The sequence below is a fragment of the Micromonospora sp. WMMD712 genome (genome assembly GCF_029581295.1).
Classification (GTDB): Bacteria; Actinomycetota; Actinomycetes; order Mycobacteriales; family Micromonosporaceae; genus Micromonospora; species Micromonospora carbonacea.
The window spans coordinates 535,575-556,394 of sequence record NZ_CP120743.1 but is presented as its reverse complement, the minus strand read 5'-3'; the positions used below and the strand labels follow the sequence as shown (position 1 = coordinate 556,394).

4 protein-coding genes are annotated in these 20,820 nt (G+C 76.0%); all 4 read right to left on the bottom strand.

What is annotated here, in order from left to right:
• Positions 1–90: 90 nt before the first annotated feature.
• Genes O7633_RS02105 through O7633_RS02090 form a run of 4 tightly spaced genes read right to left on the bottom strand, consistent with a single transcriptional unit; the run spans position 91 to position 20,810 of the window.
• Positions 91–4,083: a bifunctional SDR family oxidoreductase/pyridoxal phosphate-dependent aminotransferase family protein gene (locus tag O7633_RS02105; protein WP_282325672.1), complete on the bottom strand. Its 3,993-nt coding sequence runs from the start codon at positions 4,081–4,083 to the stop codon at positions 91–93.
• Positions 4,080–5,201 (bottom strand): DNA alkylation repair protein, encoded by a 1,122-nt coding sequence (locus O7633_RS02100; RefSeq protein WP_282325670.1) that lies wholly within the window; start codon positions 5,199–5,201, stop codon positions 4,080–4,082. Before O7633_RS02100 ends, O7633_RS02105 begins: the two co-directional genes overlap by 4 nt.
• Positions 5,198–11,575 carry a type I polyketide synthase gene (locus tag O7633_RS02095; RefSeq protein ID WP_282325668.1) on the bottom strand — a complete coding sequence of 2,126 codons (6,378 nt, stop codon included), beginning with the start codon at positions 11,573–11,575 and terminating at the stop codon, positions 5,198–5,200. The genes O7633_RS02100 and O7633_RS02095 overlap by 4 nt, the downstream gene beginning before the upstream one ends.
• A gap of 37 nt (positions 11,576–11,612) precedes the next feature.
• Positions 11,613–20,810, bottom strand: coding sequence for an SDR family NAD(P)-dependent oxidoreductase (locus O7633_RS02090; protein ID WP_282325666.1), 9,198 nt, complete (start codon positions 20,808–20,810; stop codon positions 11,613–11,615).
• Positions 20,811–20,820: the final 10 nt, after the last annotated feature.

Here is a 20,820-nt window from a genome sequence, read left to right as displayed (position 1 = left end):
TCCTCTCGACGGGGTTTCTTCCGCCGGCGCGCCCGCTGCGGGCGGCCGGCTACACGGGTGGTGTCGCGACCGGAACGCTCCCGGCTGCCCTCAGGCGATGAGCCCGACCCGCCGGCCGGCGTCGGCGAAGACGGCGACGGCGTGGTCGAGGTCGTCGACGGAGTGGCTGAGGTTGACGATGGTCCGCAGGCGCGGCAGCGCCTTGGGCACAGTGGGATAGACGATGGGCTGGACGAAGACGCCCGCGCGCTGGCAGAGCCGGGCCATCTCCTGGGCCTGGCCGGCGCTGGCGCAGATGATCGGCACCACCGGCGTCACGCTGCCGAGGGTGTCGAAGCCGAGGCCGCGCAGCTGCGCGCGGTACCGGTCGGTGCGCTCCCGCAGCTCGCCGGTGAGGTGCGGGGCCGCCTCCATGACCTCGACGGCCGCCCGCGCGGCGGCCACCTGCATCGGGGTGCCGGCGGCGGAGAACATCCAGCCCCGGGCGTTGTTCTTCAGGGCGAAGATCAGGTCGCTGGAGCCCGCCACGTAGCCGCCGGTGCTCGGCACCGTCTTGGACAGCGTGCCCATCTTCACCGCGATCCGGGCCGGGTCGATGCCGAAGTGCTCGGTGATGCCCCGGCCGGTGGCGCCCAGCACGCCGAGGCTGTGCGCCTCGTCGACCATCAGCGGCGCGTCGTGGCGCTCGCAGAGCTCCAGGATGCCGGGCAGGTCGGCGACGTCGCCGTCCATGCTGAACACCGCGTCGGTGACGACCAGCTTGCCGGCGTCGCCCGCCCGGCGCAGGGCCCGTTCCAGGTCGGCCAGGTCGTTGTGGGCGTACGTGATGACGGTCGCGCCGGACAGCCGGTAGCCGTCGAGGATGCTCGCGTGGTTGTAGACGTCGCCGATGACCACGTCGCCCGGCCCGACCAGCGCGCCGACCGTCGCCACGTTGGCCATGTAGCCGCTGGTGTAGACGATGGCGTCCTCGGCGCCGACGAACCGCGCGATGGCCAGCTCCAGCTCGCGGTGCAGGTGCAGGGTGCCGGCGAGCAGCCGGACGCCGTGCGCGCCGGTGCCGTGCCGCTCCAGGGCGCGCTGCGCCTGGTGGTTGATGTAGTCGTGGCCGATGAGCCCCAGGTAGCTGTAGGAGGCGAAGTTGAGGAACCACCGCCCGTCGAACTTGATCCAGGCGCCCTTGGACTCCTCGATGACCGGCTCGTAGAAGTAGTCGTCCCGCGCGATGACGAGCCGGTCGTCCACCGACAGCGCGTCGATCCGCCGGTCGAGGAACGTGCCGTCGGGGCGGTCGGCGAGCCGGCCGGGCAGGGTGCGGCGGGGAACCGACCCGCCGGGGGTTGCGGCGACACCGGGCGGGCCGGCGGGCCGGGGCGCGGCCGGCGGCGGCCCGGCCGGCGCCGGGCGGTGGCCGGCGGCGAGGGCGGGCGCGGGCCGCCCGTTCGCCGCCGCCGGTGGGTGCGCGGCGGCGGGCCGCCCGTTCGCCGCCGGGGGTCGTCCGTCGAGCGCCGCCGGCTCGGCGGCGCGCCCGGCCGGGCGGCGCACGACGGCGTCGGCGTCGGCGTCACGGAACCGGTCCCAGTCCGGGACGAACGCGTGTGCCGCCGGCCCGCCCGACCCGACGGCCGCGGGCGACGCGGCCACCACCGGGGGTACGGCGACCGGCGCGGACGGCGCGGTGGGGCCGGTCTCCGCAGGCGCGGCGGGCACGGCCGGGGCGGGCACGGGCGCGACGGGAACGGGCGACGCGGCGGGACGCGGGAGCCCCTCCAGGTGGCGCAGCAGCGCGCCGACGCCGGGGTGGTCGAAGAAGGTGGCCGGGTCGATCTCGACGCCCGCGCCGGCCAGCGCGGCGGAGACCTCGACCGCCATCATCGAGTCCAGCCCCAGGTCCAGCAGGTTGTCCTCCGGCGACACCTGGGCGACGTGCAGGGTCCGCTTCAGGATCGCCGACAGCTCCGGCCACAGCCGGCTGTCGGGATAGGTCACAGGGGTCGTCATCTCGTCGTCCTCCGGGGTGTCGACTGCGGACAGGACGTAGTTGCCGGGCGGCAGCCCGAGGGTTTGCCGCAGGAGCGCGACGCCGTCGTCGGCGGCGAGCGCCGGGATGCCACGCGCCGCCGCCGCGTCGGCGACCCGCTCCCCCATGCCGACGGCCCACAGGCCCCAGCCGAGGCTGTACCAGGCCTCCCCCTCGGCCCGGCGGCGCGCGGCGTAGCCGTCGAGATAGGCGTTGGCGCAGGCGTAGGAGCTCTGGCCGAGGTTGCCGTGCGTGGCCGAGATCGAGGAGAACAGCACCACGTAACCGGGGCGCGCCCGCGCGCCGAACGCCGCGTCGAGCGCGTGCACCCCGCCGATCTTCGGGGCGAACACCTCGTCGACGCGCTCGGGCGACAGGCTGCGCGCCAGCCCGTCGCGCAGGACGCCGGCGGCGTGGAAGACCCCGTCGAAGGGCTCCGCGTCGGCCAGCGCCTCGGGCAGGTCGCGCACGTCGGCGGCGAGGAGCCGCAGGTCGCAGGCGGCGGCGAGCTTGTCCAGCCGGTCCCGCGCCGGCCCCTGCGTCGGCACCGTCCGGCCCACCAGCGTGAGGTGGGCGCAGCCCGCGCCGGCCAGGGACTCCGCCACGTGCAGGCCGATGCCGCCCAGGCCGCCGGTGACCAGGAACCGGCCGCCGACCGCCCGGCCCGCCGGCTCGCCGGGGGCGGCGTCCACCGCCGGGTGCGCCGGGGCGTACCAGGTGCCGTCGCGCCAGGCCAGCTCCGCCTCGCCGTGGCGCACCTCGTCGAGCGTCGGCGGGGGCGCGGCACCGCCGAGGCCGAGGTCGACCAGGCGTACGCGGACCTGCGGGTGCTCGATGCGCAGGGTGCGCGCCAGCCCCCACAGCGCGGTCTGCACGGGCTCGACCGGCTCGCCGCCGGTGACCTGGTGGGCGGCGTTGGTGACGATCGTGAGCGCCGGCATCGGCGGCTGCGCGGCGAGCCGCCGGACCAGGGTGAACACGCCCTGGAGGACGGCGGCGGCCTCGTCGGCGTCGCGCACCCCGCGCGGCGCGACGTAGACCACCTCGGCCGGCGGGGTCTGCGCGCGCGCCCGGTCGACGTGCTCGTCGTGCAGGTCCGTCGGGTCGAGCAGCACGGGCCCGTCGTCGGGCGACCCGCCGGACAGCTCGCGCGACACCAGCCAGGTGTGGCCGCCCGTCGGCTCCGGCTCCGGGGTCGGGGTGACCGGCTGCCAGGTGACGGCGGTGACCGACCCGGCGGGGACCGGCCGGTGCCGGGCCGGTGCCCCCGCCGGGCGGTCGGATCCGCCGGCCCGCCCCGGCGCCTTCAGGACGATCCGGTCCAGTTCGAGCAGCACCTCGCCCTGCTGGTTGCAGACGGTGGCCCGCCCGCGCACCGACCCGCCGGACGCGCCCGGCGGGTCGGTGCGCTCGACCAGCGCCAGGACCGTGCCGGTGACCCGCCGCCGCACGCTGACCCGCCCCACGTACCAGGGCAGGCAGGGGCCGGCGGCGCCGTCGTCGAGCATCCCGAGGCACTGGAAGACGCTGTCCAGCAGCGCCGGCGGGACGAGGTGCGGGTCGGTCAGCCCGCCGGACGCGCGGAGCAGCGCCAGCATCCGGCCCGGCCCCCGGTGGGCGGCGCGGATGGCGTGGAAGGTCGGGCCGTACTCGATGCCGCTGCCCCGCCGCCAGTCGGCGACGGCGGCCAGCGGCACCTCGTCGACGCAGCCGGCGCGCAGCTCGGCCACGTCCAGGTAGTGCGGGGGCGGCAGCGCGGAGCGGGTGGCCCGGGCCCGGCTGTGCGGCGTCGGGCTGGACGCGCCCGGCGCCCACGAGCCGAGCGCGCACTCCCCGTCGTCGGTCAGCGTCGTCTCGACCCCGACGGTCGTGCCGGGCGGCACCCGCAGCGGCGCGAGGAACGCGACCTGTTCCAGGCTCCAGCTCCCGCCGGGCCGCGCCGCGTCGCAGGCGGTGAGCATGGCGTCGACCTGCGCCGCCGCGGCCAGCACGGGCGTCCCGCCGATCCGGTGGTCGCGCAGCACCGGGTCGTCGGCGGCCAGCAGGGTCCGGTGGGCGCTCACAGCCGCAGGTCGAAACTGTCGGTGGCCAGGACCTGGCCGTTGACCTGGATGTCGACGAGGTGCTCGCCGGGGTAGTAGCGCCGGGTGGAGACCTCCCGCACCGGGTGCGACTTCTCCACCGTCCGGCGCTCGCCGGGGGCCAGTTCGAGGGTGGTGAGCTTGAAGACCTTCGGGATGCTCTGGCCGTTCTTGCGCACGTGGTGCACGACGTAGTCGACGGCGACGGTGTGCCGGCGGCTGTCGGTGTTCTCGACGTCGAGGCGGATCAGGGTCGACTCGCCGAGGGTCAGCGACCGGGGCGACAGCCCCATCGACGGCACCCGGATGTGCTCGCCGCCGGTGACGCCGACGATCGCGAGGGCCTCCTGGTTGCCCTTCTTGACCAGGGTGCGCAGCGCGTGCCGGACGATCCAGGCGGTCTCCGGCGTCGGGCTCTCCTGCCGCCAGCGCAGCGCCGTGGCCAACGCGACGTCGGGGGCGTCCTTGGAGATGTCGTTGAGGTTGTTCGCCACGGACTTGCGGACGTACTCCGAGGGGTCGCTGCGCAGCGGTTCGAGGATCTCCAGGACGGGCTGCGGGTCCCTGACGAACATGGTCAGCGTCCGCGCCCAGGGCAGCCGGGGGCGGGTGCCCTCGCTGGCCATCCGGCGCACGTTGTGGCTGGGGTCGCGCGCCCAGTCGGCCATCCGCTTCATCGTCAGGTCGTAGTGCTGCTCGATGTACGGGCGGATGGCGTACTCGGCGGTGTGCCGCTTGGTGATCTCGACGAGGGCGTCGAGGGACACCTCCGGGTGGTCCAGGCCGTACTCCTCGACGAACCGGGCCACCGGCATGAGGTACCAGCTGACGTTGAACATCCCCTCCCCCTCGGCGAGCTCGTCGCCGAGGATCGACACGAGGATGCGCACGCTCTCGGGGTAGTCCTGCGGGAGCCGGCTGCGCAGCCCCTCCGCCAGGACGAGGACGCGGTCCTTCAGCTCCTTTCCGGGGATCCGCCGTTCGACCTCGACGGCGTAGTCCTCGACATCGAACTCCGGGTGGACCTCGCGGATCTTTCCACCGATGAGGCGGGCGGCGTCACCGTTGAAGTGGCGCTTGAGTCCGTATTCGCCAGTCATTGCATCCGGTCCTTCACGACAGAGATTCCCTCAGCGGGCGGGTAGAGGTGGATCTTAGGTTTGCATGTTTCCTCCCTCAAGGAAGGGGGACGGCTCGTCGCGACGATTCTCGACTCGTCCCGTCCATTGGGGACCCAGTACGTCCGGCGTTCGAACGGGTAGGTGGGAATGGTGGTCGTGCGATGCCCCTTACCGGCGTGCACCCCCGCCCAGTCCACTTCTCCGAGGCCCCGGCTGTAGAACTCCGCCACCGCCGCATGCAACTGCGCCTGATCCGAACGCTCCCGCCGCAACGTCGGCAACCACACCAACCCGGCGTCGGGCAACACCTGCTTCCCCAGACCCGCCAACACCGGATGCGCACCGATCTCCCAGAACACCCCACCACCAGCCGCACCCACCAACCCCAACGCCTCACCGAACAACACCGGCCGACGAATCCCCCCACCCCACAACCCGGCATCCGCCACCGACCCCGCGTCATGCCACCCACCCGTAATCGACGACGCGAACCCAACCCGCGGCGCCGACACCACCACCCGCGACACCACCTCCGCAAACGGCTCCACCGCACCCGCCATCGCCACCGAATGAAACGCATGACTCACCACCAACCGCTGACACCGCAACCCAGAGTTCACACAGAACGCATCCACCACATCCACCGGACCCGACACCGTCACACTCCGCGGCCCATTCCACGCCGCCACCTCCAACCCCGGAAAAGAACCCACCACCGACCCCACCACCTCGGCATCAGCGAACACCGCAGCCATCGCCCCACCCGACGGCTGCTGCTGCATCAACGCACCCCGCGCCACCGCCAACCCCAACACATCCCCCAACCCGAACACCCCCGCCGCCCACCCAGCCGACAACTCACCCACCGAATGACCGACCACAAGCCCCGGCCGAACCCCCCACGACTCCAACAACCGCACCAACCCCACCTGCACCGCCACAATCCCCACCTGCGCAAACCGCGTCTCCACCAACTCCCCACCCCGACCACCAAACAACAAATCCAACAACGGCACACCCAACGGCGACACCAACTCCGCACACTCGTCCAACGCCGACCGGAACACCGGCTCCACCCCATACAAACCCCGAGCCATCCCCGCATACTGCGAACCCTGACCCGAAAACATGAACACCGACACCGGCGTCGCATTCACCAACCGACCCACCGAACGAGACCCATCCGCCACCCCCGACAAACCCTCCACCACACCCCCGACGTCCACACCCGACACCGCCACCCGGAACCGATGCGACGCCCGACCCACATTCGCCGTAAACCCGAAATCCCCCAACCCACCCACATCCGACACCGACGACAACGCCCGCGCATAATCAGCCGCCAACCGCCGCACACCCTCCTCACCCGACGCCGACACCCGCACCACAAAAGACTCCTGCGACATCGCCTCACGCGGGGCGGCGACGGGCGGCTCCTCCAGGATCACGTGGGCGTTCACCCCGCCCATCCCGAACGCCGACACCGCACCCCGCCGCGGCACACCCACCACCCGAGGCCACGGGAGGGCCTGATCCGCCACGAAGAACGGCGACTCCTCAAACCGGATGTGATCATTCGGCCGGGTGACGTGCAACGTCGGCGGAATCAGCTCCCGCTCGAACGCCAACAACACCTTCACCACACCAGCCAAACCCGCAGCCGGCTCCAGATGACCAATGTTCGACTTCACCGAACCAATCGCACAGAACTGCGTCCGCGACGTGAACTCCCGCCACGCCCGCGTCAAACCCTCCACCTCAATCGGATCACCCAAAGACGTACCCGTCCCATGCGCCTCCACCATGCCGATCCCCTCCGGACCCACCCCCGCATCCCGCAACGCCGCCAGAATCACGTCCCGCTGTCCGGCAGGGCTCGGGGCGGAGTAGCGGGTGGTCCGGCCGCCGTGGTTGACCGCCGCGCCCTTGATCAGGCCCCGGATCCGGTCGGCGTCCCGCTCGGCGTCGGCGCGGCGGCGCAGCACGACCGCGACCGCGCCCTCCCCGGGCACGAAGCCGTCGGCGTCGACGTCGAACGCGCGGCACCGGAAGGTGGGCGAGAGCGCTCGCAGGTCCTGCATGGACCGGAAGTACTCGGGGCTGATCGCGGCGTGCACGCCACCGATGACCGCCGTGTCGATGTCGCCGGCACGCAGGTGCTGGAGTGCCGTGTGCAGGGCCACCAGCGACGACGAGCACAGCGTGTTGACCACGACGCTCGGTCCGTGCCAGTCCATCAGGTACGACAGCCGGTTCGGGATCATCGCCTCCAGGCCGAGGCCACGCCCGTCGGGCACCCCGTGCCGGGACCGCTCCTCGTGGTAGTGGTCGTGGCTGTAGGCGATCCACAGGCCGATCCGGTTCTCCCGGTCGCCCCGCCCCATCCGGCCGGCGTCCTCCAGGGCCGCCCAGATGGTCTCGTACACGATGCGGGCCTGTGGGTCGATCAGCGGCGCCTCCCGGGCGGAGATCCGGAACGGCACGGGGTCGAACTCGTCGACCCGGTCCAGGAAGGACGCCTGCGGGACCGGGCCCTCCTCGGCGCGCTGCCAGCGGCCCTCGGGCAGGGCGCGGACGGTGTCGCGCCCCTCGGCCAGCAGGGACCAGTACCCGTCGAGGTCGTCGGCGGTGGGCACCCGGATCGCGGCACCGACGACGGCGATGTCGCGCCCGGTGTCCGTACGCTCGGCGGCCCCCGGCGTACGCCCGGCGGCTGGCGCGTTGTCGACGGCCTCGGGCGCGGTGGTGACCGGCGGCGGACCGGCGGGCGGCGTCGCCGCGACCGGCTCGGGGACCTCGACCGGCCGGGTGGCCTCGGCCGGCTCGCGGACCTCGGTCGGCCCGGGGGGCGGGGCGGTGGCGGCGGCCGGGGCGACGGGTGGCTCCGGGGTCGGATCGGGGGCGCTCGCCGGACCCGCCGGGCCCGCCGGCGGTGCCGCCAGCGAGGCGACGAAGTCGGGGGCCTCGTCGACGAGGTGCTGGGCGAAGCTGCGGGGCGTCGGATACTCGAAGAAGACGGTCGGATAGAGCGACAGGCCGTGCTCCCGGGACAGCCGGTCGCTCAGCCCGACCAGGCCGACCGAGTCGAAGCCGGCCGAGAGGAACTCGGTGTCGGCGTGCTCGGCGTCCGTGCCGGACAGGGCCAGGAACCAGGCGAGCGCCCGCGCGACGGGCGACACCGACGCGACACCGCCGGGAAGCGCCGCCGGCTGCGGCACCGGGGGCGGCGCAGGGGTGACGGCCGGAGCGACCGGGGCCGCGGTGGGCTGTGCGGACTCGGTCGAGGTGGGCCGCCCGGCCGGGGCCGGGGGCACCGGAGGCCGGGCCGCCGCGACCGGGACCGGGGCGGGTGCGACGGCCGCCGGGGCCGGGCGGGGCGCGGCGGGGGCCGGCGGCTGGTCGCTGAAGGCGAGCAGGGGCACCCGCTTCGACGAGATGTCGCCGAAGGTCAGCAGGGGCACGCCCCGCGCGTCGAGGACGACCTGGGTGACCCGGCAGGCCTCCTCGTTCCAGAAGGAGACCTCCGTGCGGACGTAGGCGGCGTCGTCGAGCGGGCCGTGCACGCTCACCCGGTCCGCCGACAGCGGGATGAACGCGGACGCGTGCTCGGTGCCGAAGACGGGGTTGTCCGGGTCGATGGCGGCGATGGTGACGCTGTCCAGCAGGCCCGGGAAGAGCTGGACGTCCGGCGGGTTCAGCCCGCGCTGCCGGCCGCCCTCGATGCGGGCGAGCGTGCCCCCGCCCGCGAGGCCGGCCACCCAGGAGATGTTGCGGTAGTACCGGCCGTGGTGGTAGCCGATGCGGCGCAGCCACCGGTAGACCGTGGAGCCGGCGTGCAGCCGCGAGCAGGCGGCGAGCAGCTCCGGCAGCGGCTCGGTGGTCGGGGCCGGGTCGGGCTGCGGGGCGTACCGGCCGGTGACGAAGGGCGTGCCGTCGGCGTCGGCGACCGTGAACCGGCCCTGCCCGTCGACCCGGCACAGCACGCGGTGCGCGCCGGTGGGGATCAGCGGCCGGTGGAACAGCACGTCCCGCACCCCATGGAACGCGTCGCCGCGCAGCAGCGCGCCCTGGCGCAGGAAGTCGAACCAGGCGACGCCGGGGAGCATGATCCGGCGGTACACGGAGTGCTGGGCGATGGGCGTCTCGCCCGCCCCGAACACGCGGGAGAAGGCGTATCCGGCCGGTCCCTCGTCGGCGTCCAGGGTGGTCGGGCCGCCGGGCTCGGCGGAGCGCAGGGGTTCCCGCAGGTCCAGCGCGGGCCCGCGGGCCTGGGCGGCGGGCAACAGCCGCTTGCGCCACCCGGCCGACCCCTGGAACGCGACCCAGTCGACGTCCGCGCCGGCCTCGTGCAGCTCCGCCGCGACGGCGGCGAGCAGCGCGGCGACGTCGCGCTCGTCGGTGGCGTCGGCCAGGCGGGCGCACAGCTCCGGGCCGGCGTCGGGGTCGGCGGCCGGCTCGACGCCGGTCGCCGCCGGGCCGGTCAGGACCGCGCTCAGCGCCTGCTCCAGCGTGGTACGCCCGTGCGCGAAGTCGGCGATCGGCACCCAGCCGGGCGGCAGGTCCACCGCCTGTTCGGGGACGCCGGTGTCGCGCAGCGCCACGGCCAGCACGACCCCGGCGCAGATCCGCAGCAGCGGGCCGGCGAACGTCGTCACGGGGCTGCCGACAGCGGCCTCGAACCGGGCGACGATCTCCCGTACCGCCGGCACGGCCCCGGTGAGCGCGAGCAGCCAGGCCGGCGGGGCCGGCGCGGCGGCCGGGCGCACGGTGACGGCGGGCCGCCGCCGGGGGGTCTCGCCGAGCGGGGCGTCGGCGGCGAGCAGGCGGGCCCGCAGGGCGGCGGCGAGGCCGGCGGCGTCGGTGCCGGTGACGGCGCACCGCACAGCGCGGTGGGGCCGCCCGAGCCGGGCGGTGGCCAGCACGTCGGGCAGGTCGTCGGCGACCGTCGGGAGGAACTCCAGCCACTGCGCGGCCAGCTCGCGCAGGCCGTCCGGGCTGTCGGCGGACAGCAGCAGCACCTCGGCGGCGCGCCCGACGCCGGCCGGCGCGGCGGGCGGGCCGGCCGCCTCGGCGACGACGTGCGCGTTGGTGCCGCCGAAACCGAAGCCGCTCACCGCGGCCCGCCGGATCGACGCCGTCGGCCAGGGCGCGGCGCGCGGCGGCAGGTGGAAGGGGCTGGCGTCCAGCCGCAGGCGCGGGTTGACGGCGGGCACCGGCACACCGGGCACCGTCCCGTCCCGCAGGCAGAGGACGATCTTGGCGAGCCCGGCCAGGCCGGACGCCGAGTGCAGGTGCCCGATGCGCCGCTTCAGGGAGCCCAGCGCGACGCTGCCCCGGGCGACGCCGTGCCGACCGAAGACCTCGGTGAGCGCCCGCACCTCGATCGGGTCGCCGATGGCGGTGCCGGTGCCGTGGGTCTCGACGTACTGGACGGTCGCGGGGTCGACCCGGTCGTAGACGCGGGTGAGGAGCTCGACCTGGGCCTCCAGGTTGGGGGTGGTCACCCCCATGGTGCGGCCGTCGTTGTTGACGCCGGTGCCGGTGATCGCCCCGAGGATCACGTCGCCGTCGGCGACGGCCGCCGCCATCGGCTTGAGCACCAGGGCGACCGCGCCCTCCCCGGGGACGTACCCGTTGGCCTTCTCGTCGAAGGTCTGGCACAGCCCGTCCGGGGAGAGCGCGCCGGTGCGGGACAGCAGCACGAAGGTCAGCGGGTCGACCAGCAGGTCCACCGCGCCGACCACGGCGATCTCGCAGCTGCCGGCGGCGAGGCTCTGGCAGGCCAGCCAGACCGCCGTCAGCGACGACGAGCAGGCGGTGTCGACGACCAGGCTGGGGCCGGCGAGGTCGAGCCGGTCGGACAGCCAGGCCGCGACGAAGTTCTGCGAGCGCCCCCAGAGGGCCGCCGGGACCGGCGGGCCGGCGGCCGGGGCACCGGCCCGGCCGGCGGGGGCGACGCCGCGGCCGTGGTCGAAGCCGTAGGAGTTCATCCGCGCGCCGATGAAGACGCCCGCATCGAGCCGCCGCCGGGCGGCCAGGTATCCGGCGTCCTCCAGGGCGCGGGCCCCGACCTCCAGCATGACCCGCTGCTGCGGGTCGAGCAGGACGACGTCGGCGGCGGTGAGCCCGAACGCCTCGTGGTCGAAGGAGAACGGGTCCTGGAGGAAGGCCCCCCGGTGGTGGGTGCCCTGGTGGTCGCCGTCGCCGAGGTAGAGGTCGCGGGCCCAGCGGCTGGGCGGGACCTCGTCGACCTCGACCGAGTCGTGGGTCAGCATCCACCGCAGGTCGGTCACGTCCTCGGCGCCGGGAAGCCGTACGGCCATGCCGATCACCGCGATCCGATTGTCCGTCATGGTCGCGTCGCTCCTTCCGTCCCGCTCGGTGGGCATGTCAGTGGCCCTGCTGCTGACCGTGGACGAGCAGGGGCCGCAGCAGCGCGCCGAGGTCCGGGGCCGGCGCGGGGGCCGGTCCGTCCGCGTCGGGCGTCGGCGTGCCGGACCCGGCCGCCTCCTGCGGTGCGGCGGGCTGCGCGCCGGCTGCGCCGGGCAGCCGGGCCGCGAGGTCGGCCATGGTGCGGGCCCGCATCACCAGGGACGGGTCGACGGTGATCCCGCCGAGCCGTTCGATGGCGTTGGTGAGGTCGACGATGACCAGCGAGTCCAGGCCGAGGTCCGGCAGGGGGCAGTCGCCGGGGTCCTCGCCGAGCACGTCGACGAAGGCGTCGCGCACCAGCGTGTACGTGGGGCCGGGCGCGGCGGCCGTCGCCGGCGCGGGCTCGGCGGCGGGTCGCGCGGCCGACGCCGGGCCCGGTGCCGCCGGGCCCGGTGCTGTCGGAGCCGGTGCTGTCGGAGCCGGTGCTGTCGGGGCCGGCTGGGCGGATGCCGTCGGGGGCGCGGTCGGCGGCGCGCTGTCCGGCGCGGCGGCGCCGGGGAACACGACGCCCCCGCCCGTGCGCAGGTGCGCGGTGAATCCGGTCAGCGCCTGGTCGAGGGTGATCGAGTGCCCGGCGGCCACGGACTCGTCGGCCTCCATGCCGATGCCGACCCAGTTCGGCCAGGCGTGCGCGGTCACCGTCGTGCCGTCGTCGCCGGCGGCCTCGGCCAGCGCCAGCTGGTAGGCGTTGGCCAGGGCGTAGTCCACCAGTCCCCGGCCGGCGTGCGGCAGCGCGCCGGCGATCGAGGAGACCAGGGCGACGTAGCCCGCGCCCTGGGTGCGGGCGAGCCGCGTCACGTTGCGGGAGCCGGCGACCTTCGGCGCGGCCACCCGGGCCGCCTCCGACCAGGGCCGGCGACGCAGCGACCCGAACGGGTTGACCCCGCCGGAGCAGTGCACCACGCCGAGCAGCCGGCCCCACCGGCTGCCGAAGGACGCGGCGGCGTCGGCGAGCGCGGCGGCGTCGGCGACGTCGCACCGGAGGTAGTCGACCTCGGCGTGCGGCCGCAGCTGCGCCAGGAACGCCTCGGCGCCGGGGTCGGCCGGGGACCGGCCGACGATGCCGACGCGTCGCGCGCCGCCGTGCACCAGGTGCGCGACGAGCCGCCGGCCGATCGCGCCGAGACCGCCGGTGACGAGGTGGTACCCGTCGCCGTCCAGCGGGGTCGCCGGGCCGGGCCGGGCCGGGACCTGCTCCGGGGCGTACCGGATGCCCCGCCGGTAGGCGACGGCGGTGTTGACGCCGGGGCGCAGCGCGGCGAACTCGGCGGCGATCTGCCGGGCGCGGGTCTCGGCCGGGTCGCCGGCGTCGAGGTCGAGGGCCGCGACGGCGAACCGGTGCTCGGCGGCGGCGGCGCGGACGGTGAATGCCCGCGCAGCGGCCGCCGGGTCCAGCAGGGCCCGGTCGGCCTCGTCGACCGGGGCGGACCGGTGCTCGACCCAGACCACCCTCGCCTGCGCCGGGAGGGTCGCCGTGACCTCGCGGAGCTGCTCCCAGAAGCCGCTCAGGTCCGGTTCGGCGTCGGTGGGCGCGGCCGGGGCGGCGACCACGACGAGGGCGCGGGCGGGCGCGCCCGGGGCGGCGATGTCGGCGCCCTGGGCGGACAGCGCGGCGGAGACGACGCCCTCGGTGGCCCGGTCGGCGGCGACCACCCGGACGGTGACGCCGTAGGCCGACCCGCCGGTGCGGGGCGTGGTGGCCCGCCACCGCGTGCACAGCGCCTCGGGCGCGGTCGCTGCGGGAGCCCCGGCCGACGCCGACGCGGCGGGCTGCGGCGCGGTGGACGACGGTGCGGCCGCCGCCGTCGTCGCCACGGTCGCCGGGGCGCTGCGGGTGTGCCAGTAGTGGCCCCGGGCGAACGGGTAGGTGGGCAGCGCGACGATCCGGGAGCCCGGCGCGGACAGCGCCGCCCAGTCGATGCCGGGGTGGCCGCGCCGGGCCAGGTCGGCCAGCGCCTCGTGCCAGACGTCCGGCGGCCCGTCGGGGGTGGCCGGCGGCGCGGCGGCGGCCAGGGCGGCGTCGACGCGGGCCACCGGGAGGTGGCCGTCGGCGACGGCCCGGAGCTGCTCGGCGAGGGCCGCGCCGGTGGGGCCGGTGACCGCGCTCTGGTAGCCGAGGGGGGAGCGGCCGACGTTCGCGGTGTGGCAGAGGTCGGCGGTCCGCCGGTCGTCGTCGGAGGCGGCGAACACCTCGGCGTACGCGGCGGCGAGCCGGCGGACCGCCTCCTCGCTGGCGGCGGAGACCCGGACCAGGTGCGATCGCGGCGGCACCGGCTCGCGCGGGGCGGCGACCGGCGGCTCCTCCAGGATCACGTGGGCGTTCACCCCGCCCATCCCGAACGCCGACACCGCACCCCGCCGCGGCGAACCCGCCGTCCGGGGCCACGGGAGGGCCTGATCCGCCACGAAGAACGGCGACTCCTCAAACCGGATGTGATCATTCGGCCGGGTGACGTGCAACGTCGGCGGAATCAGCTCCCGCTCGAACGCCAACAACACCTTCACCACACCGGCCAAACCCGCAGCCGGCTCCAGATGACCGATGTTCGACTTCACCGAACCAATCGCACAGAACTGCGTCCGCGACGTGAACTCCCGCCACGCCCGCGTCAAACCCTCCACCTCAATCGGATCACCCAAACTCGTACCCGTCCCATGCGCCTCCACCATGCCGATCCCCTCCGGACCCACCCCCGCATCCCGCAACGCCGCCAGGATCACGTCCCGCTGCGCCGAACTGCTCGGCACCGTCAACCCACTCGTCCGGCCACCGTGGTTCACCGCCGTCCCCCGGATCACCCCACGGATCCGGTCCCCGTCACGCACCGCATCCGCCAGAGGCTTGACCACCACCGTCACCACACCCTCCCCCGGCACGAACCCGTCCGCCGCCGCGTCGAACGCCCGCGACGCACCCGTCGGGGACAGCGCGCGCAGGTTCCGCATCGCGGTGTAGTGCAGGGGCGACATGGCGAGGCGTACGCCGGCGACGATGGCCTGGTCGCACTCGCCGCTGCGGATGCTGCGCACCGCCGTGTGCAACGCCACCAAAGACGACGAACACAACGTGTCGATCGTCATGCTCGGACCCGACAGATCCAGGAAGTAACTCACCCGGTTCGCCAGGAAGGCGTTGTGGTTGCCGAGGCCGGCGGCGGCGTCCAGCTCCGGCGGGATGTTGTAGTCCTTGTAGTGCTGGTAGCTGGCGCCGACGAAGACGCCGGTCGAGGCGGGCGTGGACAGTGGCGCGGTCCCGGCGGACTCCAGCGCCTCCCACGCGGTGCGCAGCAGCCAGCGGACCTGCGGGTCGAGCACCTCCGCCTGCTTGGCGAAGAAGTCGAAGAACCGGGCGTCGAACTCGTCGATCTGCGCGAGGAAGCCGCCCACCGGTGTGCCGTCGGGGTCGCCGTCGGCGGGCCAGCGGAACGCGGGCGCCGGGCCGACGCCGCTGCCCCCGCCCGCCAGCAGGGACCAGAACCCCTCGGGCTCCGTCGCGCCGGGCAGCGCGCAGGCGACGCCGACGATCGCCATGTCGCGGGCGTCCCCGCCCGTCGCCGCGGCCGACCCGGTGGGGGCGGCGTCGGGGGTGGGCGGCGTGTCGGGGGCGGCGGGCTCGGCGGGCACGAGGGACGCCACCACGGCGGTGAGGGCCCGGCAGTCGCGTGCCTGGAGCACGTCGACCGGGCTGAGCGTCGCCCCGAGCCGGTCCTGCACCTCGGCGGCGACCATGGTGGCCAGCATGGAGTCGATGCCGGCGGCGGCAAGCGGGCTCGTCGCGCTGACCTGCGGGTCCCGCAGCACCGCCCGGACCAGGTCGACGACCGTCTCCTCCGTCACCCGGGGGCGGGACGGGGCCGGGACGGCACCGGCCGGCGGCTGGTCGACGGCGGGGTCGGTGGCCGGCGGGACCCGGTCGGGCGTGGGGGCGACGGCGGGCGGGGTGCCCCGGCCCGGGTCGGGCGCGCCCGCCGCGACGGGCCGGTACACGACGTCGTCGAGGAGCACCAGGGCCCGGCCGGCGGCGTCCAGGAGGGTGGCGGCGGCCCGCCGGCTGCCGTCGGCGTCCTGCCCGGCGAGGCGCAGGTGGACGTGGCGGGTGCCGGCCGGGTCGCCCCAACGCACCGCCCGGCCGATCGAGACCGGCAGGTAGGTCAGCGTGGACGCGGCCGGGTCGGCCAGGGTCAGCACCGCCATGGTCTGCAACGCCGCGTCGAGGGCGGCCACCGCCCGCACGCCCGGGTCCGCGTCGGCGAGGTCGACCTGGGTGAGTACGCCGGTGGCGCCGTACGCGACGTGCCCGATGACGCGCAGCGGGGCCCCGAAGTCGACGTGCTTGGCGGCGAACCACGCGTACAGGCCGGCGGGGTCGAGCGTGCGGGGGTAGCCGGCGCGCAGCGCGTCCAGCGCCACCGGCTCGGGGGCGGGGTCGGCGGGTTCGGCCGCGCCGACGGTGAGGTGGCCGACGGGCCGCCCGCCGTAGGAGAAGGTGGTCGTGTCGCCGGAGGCGTGGCTGGTGAGCCGGTGCCGGCCGGTGCCCCGCGCGGTGAACGCGAGCCGGCGCAGGACGGCGGCGCGGGCGAAGCCGCTGGCGACGAGGAACGCGGCCGGCAGCGTCTCCTCGCCGAAGACCCGGTGCGCGCCCAGCAGCCGGTCCAGGACGCGGTCGTCGGGCGCGGCGGGGCTGGCCGGGCGGGACGGGCCGGCGGGGCCGGCGAGGTCGCGGAAGGGGTAGGGCGGCAGCGGCACCCGGCGCTGCCCGCTGCCCGCGTGGAACCGCCGCCAGTCGACGTCGCGCCCGGCGACGTACAGGTGGGCCAGCGCGGCGAGCAGCGTGCCGTCGGGCGTGCGCAGCTCGGCGGCGATCCGCTCGGCGGTCAGCGGCACGTACCCGGCGAGCCGGCCGGCGAGGTCGGGGCCGCAGGGGACCGGGTCGCCCGCCAGGACGGTCGCGCCGCGCAGCACCGTCGCCGACGGGTCCGGCCCGAGACGCAGGGCCTGGCGCAGGCCCGCGCCCAGCTCGTCGGCGGTCGCGCCGAGCACGGCGATCCGGTGCGGCAGGTGGGCGCGCCCGACCGACGCGGAGAAGCACAGCGCCCCGGCGTCGACCGACCGGTCCCGCCCGATCAGCCGCTCCACGTCGGCGATCCGCCGGACGAGCAGCTGCGGGGTGTGCGCCGAGAGGACGAGCAGGTGTTCGCGGGCGGGCTCGTCGGGGCGGGCGGCGACGCCGGTGGGGTCCGGGACGTACTCCTCGACGACGACGTGGGCGTTGGTGCCGCCCATGCCGAAGGCGCTGATGCCGGCCCGGCGGGGGCCGGCGGAGCGCCACGGCCGGGGCTCGGTGGGGATGGCCAGCCGGCCGGCGGGCAGCGCGATGTGCGCGCCGAGCGTCTCGAACCCGGCCAGCGGCGGGATCTCGCCGTGCCGCAGGCAGAGCAGGACCTTCACCAGGCCGGCCAGGCCGCTGGCCGGCTCCAGGTGGCCGATGTTCGCCTTGACCGAGCCGACGTGCACCGGCTCGGTCCGGTCGCCGGCGAAGACCTCGGCCAGGGCGGCGATCTCGATCGGGTCGCCCAGCCGGGTCGCGGTGCCGTGGGTCTCGACCAGGGAGATGTCGGCCGGGGCGAGGCCGGCGTCGGCCAGCGCGGCCCGGATCACCGCCACCTGCGCCTCGCTGCGCGGCACCGGCAGGGCGCTGCCCCGGCCGCCGTGGTTGACCGCCGCGCCCCGGATCACCGCGTGGATCCGGTCGCCGTCGCGTTCGGCATCGTCGAGCCGCTTGAGCATGACCGCGACCGCGCCCTCGCCGGGCACGAACCCGTCGGCCCGGTCGTCGAACGGCCGGGGGCGGGTGGGCGACAGCGCGCCGAGCTGGCTGAGGCTGCGGTAGTACCAGGGGGTCAGTCCGACGTGGCAGGCGGCGACGATGGCCGCCCCGCACTGCCCGGTGCGCAGGCTCACCACCGCCTGGTGCAGGGCGACCAGGGACGACGAGCAGAGGGTGTCGACGGTCTGCGAGGGGCCGGTCAGGTCCAGCGCGTAGGAGATGCGGTTGGCCAGGACGGCGTTCATCGAGCCGAGGGCGGTGTGCGGCCCGACGGCGTCGAGGCCGGTGGCGTCGCGGTGGTGGGTGTAGGTGGCGCCGACGAAGACGCCGACGTCCCGCCGCCCGGCGCAGCCGCTGTCGTCGACGACGGACCAGGCGTGCTCCAGCAGCAGCTTCTGCTGCGGGTCCATCTCCTGTGCCTCGCGCACGGCGATGCCGAAGAACTTCGGGTCGAGGCGGTCGATCGCGGTCACGAACGCGCCGGTGCGGCAGTAGGTGCCGGTCATCTCGGGGCCGCGCCGCTGGAAGTGCTCGTCGATGTTCCACCGGTGGGCCGGGATCTCGGTGAAGGCGTCCGCGCCGGAGCGAAGCATCGGCCACAGGTCGGTCAGGTCGCGGGCGCCCGGCAGGTCGCCGGACACGGCCACCACCGCGATGTCGCCGCCGCGCGCAGCGGGCCGGGCGGCCGGCTCGGGGGCGGGCATGGACACCGGCTCGGGTGTGGACACCGGCGCGGGCGCGGGCTCCGGCTCGGGGGTGGCCGGCGTGGCGGCGGCCGGCGCGGGCGTGGCGGTGGCCGGGACGGTGGCCGGCGGCTCGGGGGCGGCGGGAGGTCCGGCCGCGTAGCGGGTGGCGAGGGCGGCGGCGAGCTCGGCGAAGTCGCCGTACTCGAGGAAGAGGGTCGCCGGGAGGGTGACCCGCCAGCGGCGGGACAGCTCCTCGGCCAGCTCGACGCTCATGATCGAGTTGATGCCGTAGTCGGTGAGCGGCGCGGTCCGGTCGAAGCCGTCGACGCCGAGCAGCTCGGCGAGGAACTCGGCGAGCCCGTCCTCGGTGCGCCCGGCGTCGACGTCACCGGCCGGGGCCGGGCCGGTCGCCGTGGCGGGCGCGGGGACCGGGGCCGCCGGTGTCGGCGGCGTGGCCGACGCCGGGCCGGTCGCCGCCTCGGCCCGGGTGCCGGCCGGGGCGTCGGGGTGGGCGATGACGACCTGCCGGACGTCGTCGCGCAGCACGGTCATCAGGGCGTCGAGCGCCTCGACGGTGCCCAGCGGCCGGACGCCACGACGGCGGAGCTGCTCGGCGACGCCGGTGCCCATGCCCACCTCGCCCCACAGTCCCCAGTCGACGCTGGTCCAGGGGGCGCCCCGCGCGTGCGCGTACGCGTCGAGGTAGGCGTTGGCGGCGGCGTACCCGCCCTGGCCGAGGTTGCCGAACGTCCCGGAGACCGAGGCGAACAGCACCGCGAAGTCCAGGTCGGTGCCGGCGACGGCGGCGGTCAGCTCGTGCAGCCCGTCGACCTTGGGGCGCAGCACCTGCGCCACGTCCTCGGCGGTGGTGCCGCGCAGCAGGCCGTCGCGGAGGGCGCCGGCGGCGTGCACCACGCCGTGCAGGTCGCCGAAGCGCTGCCGGATCTCCGCCACCACCGCCGTCAGCGCGCCGGGCGCGGCGACGTCGGCGGCGAACGAGGCGGTGCGGCAGCCGTACGACTCGATCCCGGCGAGGGCGTCGGCGTCGGCTCCGGTCCCGCCGGAGCGGCTGACCAGGGCGACGAGGCCGGCCCCGTCGCCGGCGAGGCGGTGGGCGACGGCGAGGCCCAGCCCGCCGTGCCCACCGAGGATCAGGTACCGGCCGTCGCGCCGCACGGGCGGCCGGCCGCCGTCGGACGCGCGCAGCGGGGCGCGGACCGGCACGTGCCGCCGGCCGGCGCGGTAGCCGACCTCGACCGGCCCGTCGCCGCCCAGCTCGGCCGCGAGCGCCTCGGCGGAGGCGGGGTCCAGGTCGAGGTCGACCAGGCGGGGCCGCAGCCCCGGGTACTCGATGGCGGCGGTGCGGACCAGGCCCCACAGGGCGGCGCGCGCGGGCTCGGGGGCGTCCCCGGCGGCGACCGGCTGGGCCCGTTCGGTGACGACGAGGAAGCGGCCCGTGCGCTGCCGCTGGCCGAGGGTCTTCAGGGCGGCGAGGCAGGCGTAGAGGCCGCCGCCCAGCTCGGCCTGCTCCGGTCGGGTCGGGCCGGTGTTCCACAGGTGCACGACGCCCTCGACGGGCGTGGCGAGCTCCTCCCAGAGCTGCCGGAACGCGGCCTCGTCGGGCCGGGGCACGACCCGCAGGTCGGCCCCGGCCGCCGGGGCGGGCCCCTCGGGCAGCACCTCGACGACCCGGGCGCCGTCGGCGCGCAGGGCCCGCACCGTGGCCGCGCCCACGGCGTCGGCGCCGCCGTGGTGCAGGACCACCCAGGTGCCGGTCGCCGGGCGGCGGGGCGCGGGGGCGTCGGCGGCGGTCCATTCGATGCGGGTGAGCAGCCCGGGAGCCGCGGCGGACCGGTGCGCCGGCAGCCGGCGCATGCGTACCCCGGTCAGTTCGGCGACGACCTGGCCGGCGGGGTCCAGCAGCACGGCGTCCGCGACGGACCAGGCGTCCTGCACGGCGGTGCGGCGCACCCGGACGGTCACCCCGGTGGTGAGCGCGGACAGGTTCGCGTACAGGGTGAACCGCGCGACGCCGATGGGCAGCATCGGGCCGGGCGCGTCGCCGTCGGCGAGATCCTGGAGGGCGCAGCTGACCACCTGGAAGACGCCGTCAAGGAGCAGGGGGTGGGAGTACCAGGGCACCGGCTGGGCCACCGTGGCGAGGCTCGCCTCGGCGGTGCCGTCGCCGACGGAGAGTCGGCGTACGGTGTGGAAGTCCGGCCCGTAGGTCAGGCCGGCCTCGGCCCAGCCGCGGTAGATCCGCTCGGGCGGTACCGGCACCGGGCAGGTCACCTCCCACGCGGCCGGCGGCCGGGCGTCGGCCGGCAGCGGCCCGCCGGTGCCGGTCGAGACGGCCTTGCGGCCGTCGGGGGTGACCGCGCTCAGCTCGAAGCGGGTCCGCTCGGCGAAGGTCACGTCGAGTCGGCCGGTGACCCGCTCGCCGTCGGCGACGGTGAACGGCCGGACGAAGGCGACGTCGACGAGTTCGAGCGGGGCGAAGGCCCGGCGCTGTGCGACCCCGAGCAGGGCCATCTCCAGTTGTACGGACGCGGGCAGGATGCCGAAGCCGGAGGAACGGTGCTGGGCGATGAACGGCTCGTGCCCCGCGAAGGTCTTCTCGTAGGTCTCAACCCGGTACGTCACGTTCCCTCGC

Coding starts and splice junctions, on each gene's coding strand:
- O7633_RS02100 (WP_282325670.1), bottom strand. CDS start 5,201: ATGACTGGCGAATACGGACTCAAGCGCCACTTCAACGGTGACGCCGCC.
- O7633_RS02095 (WP_282325668.1), bottom strand. CDS start 11,575: ATGACGGACAATCGGATCGCGGTGATCGGCATGGCCGTACGGCTTCCC.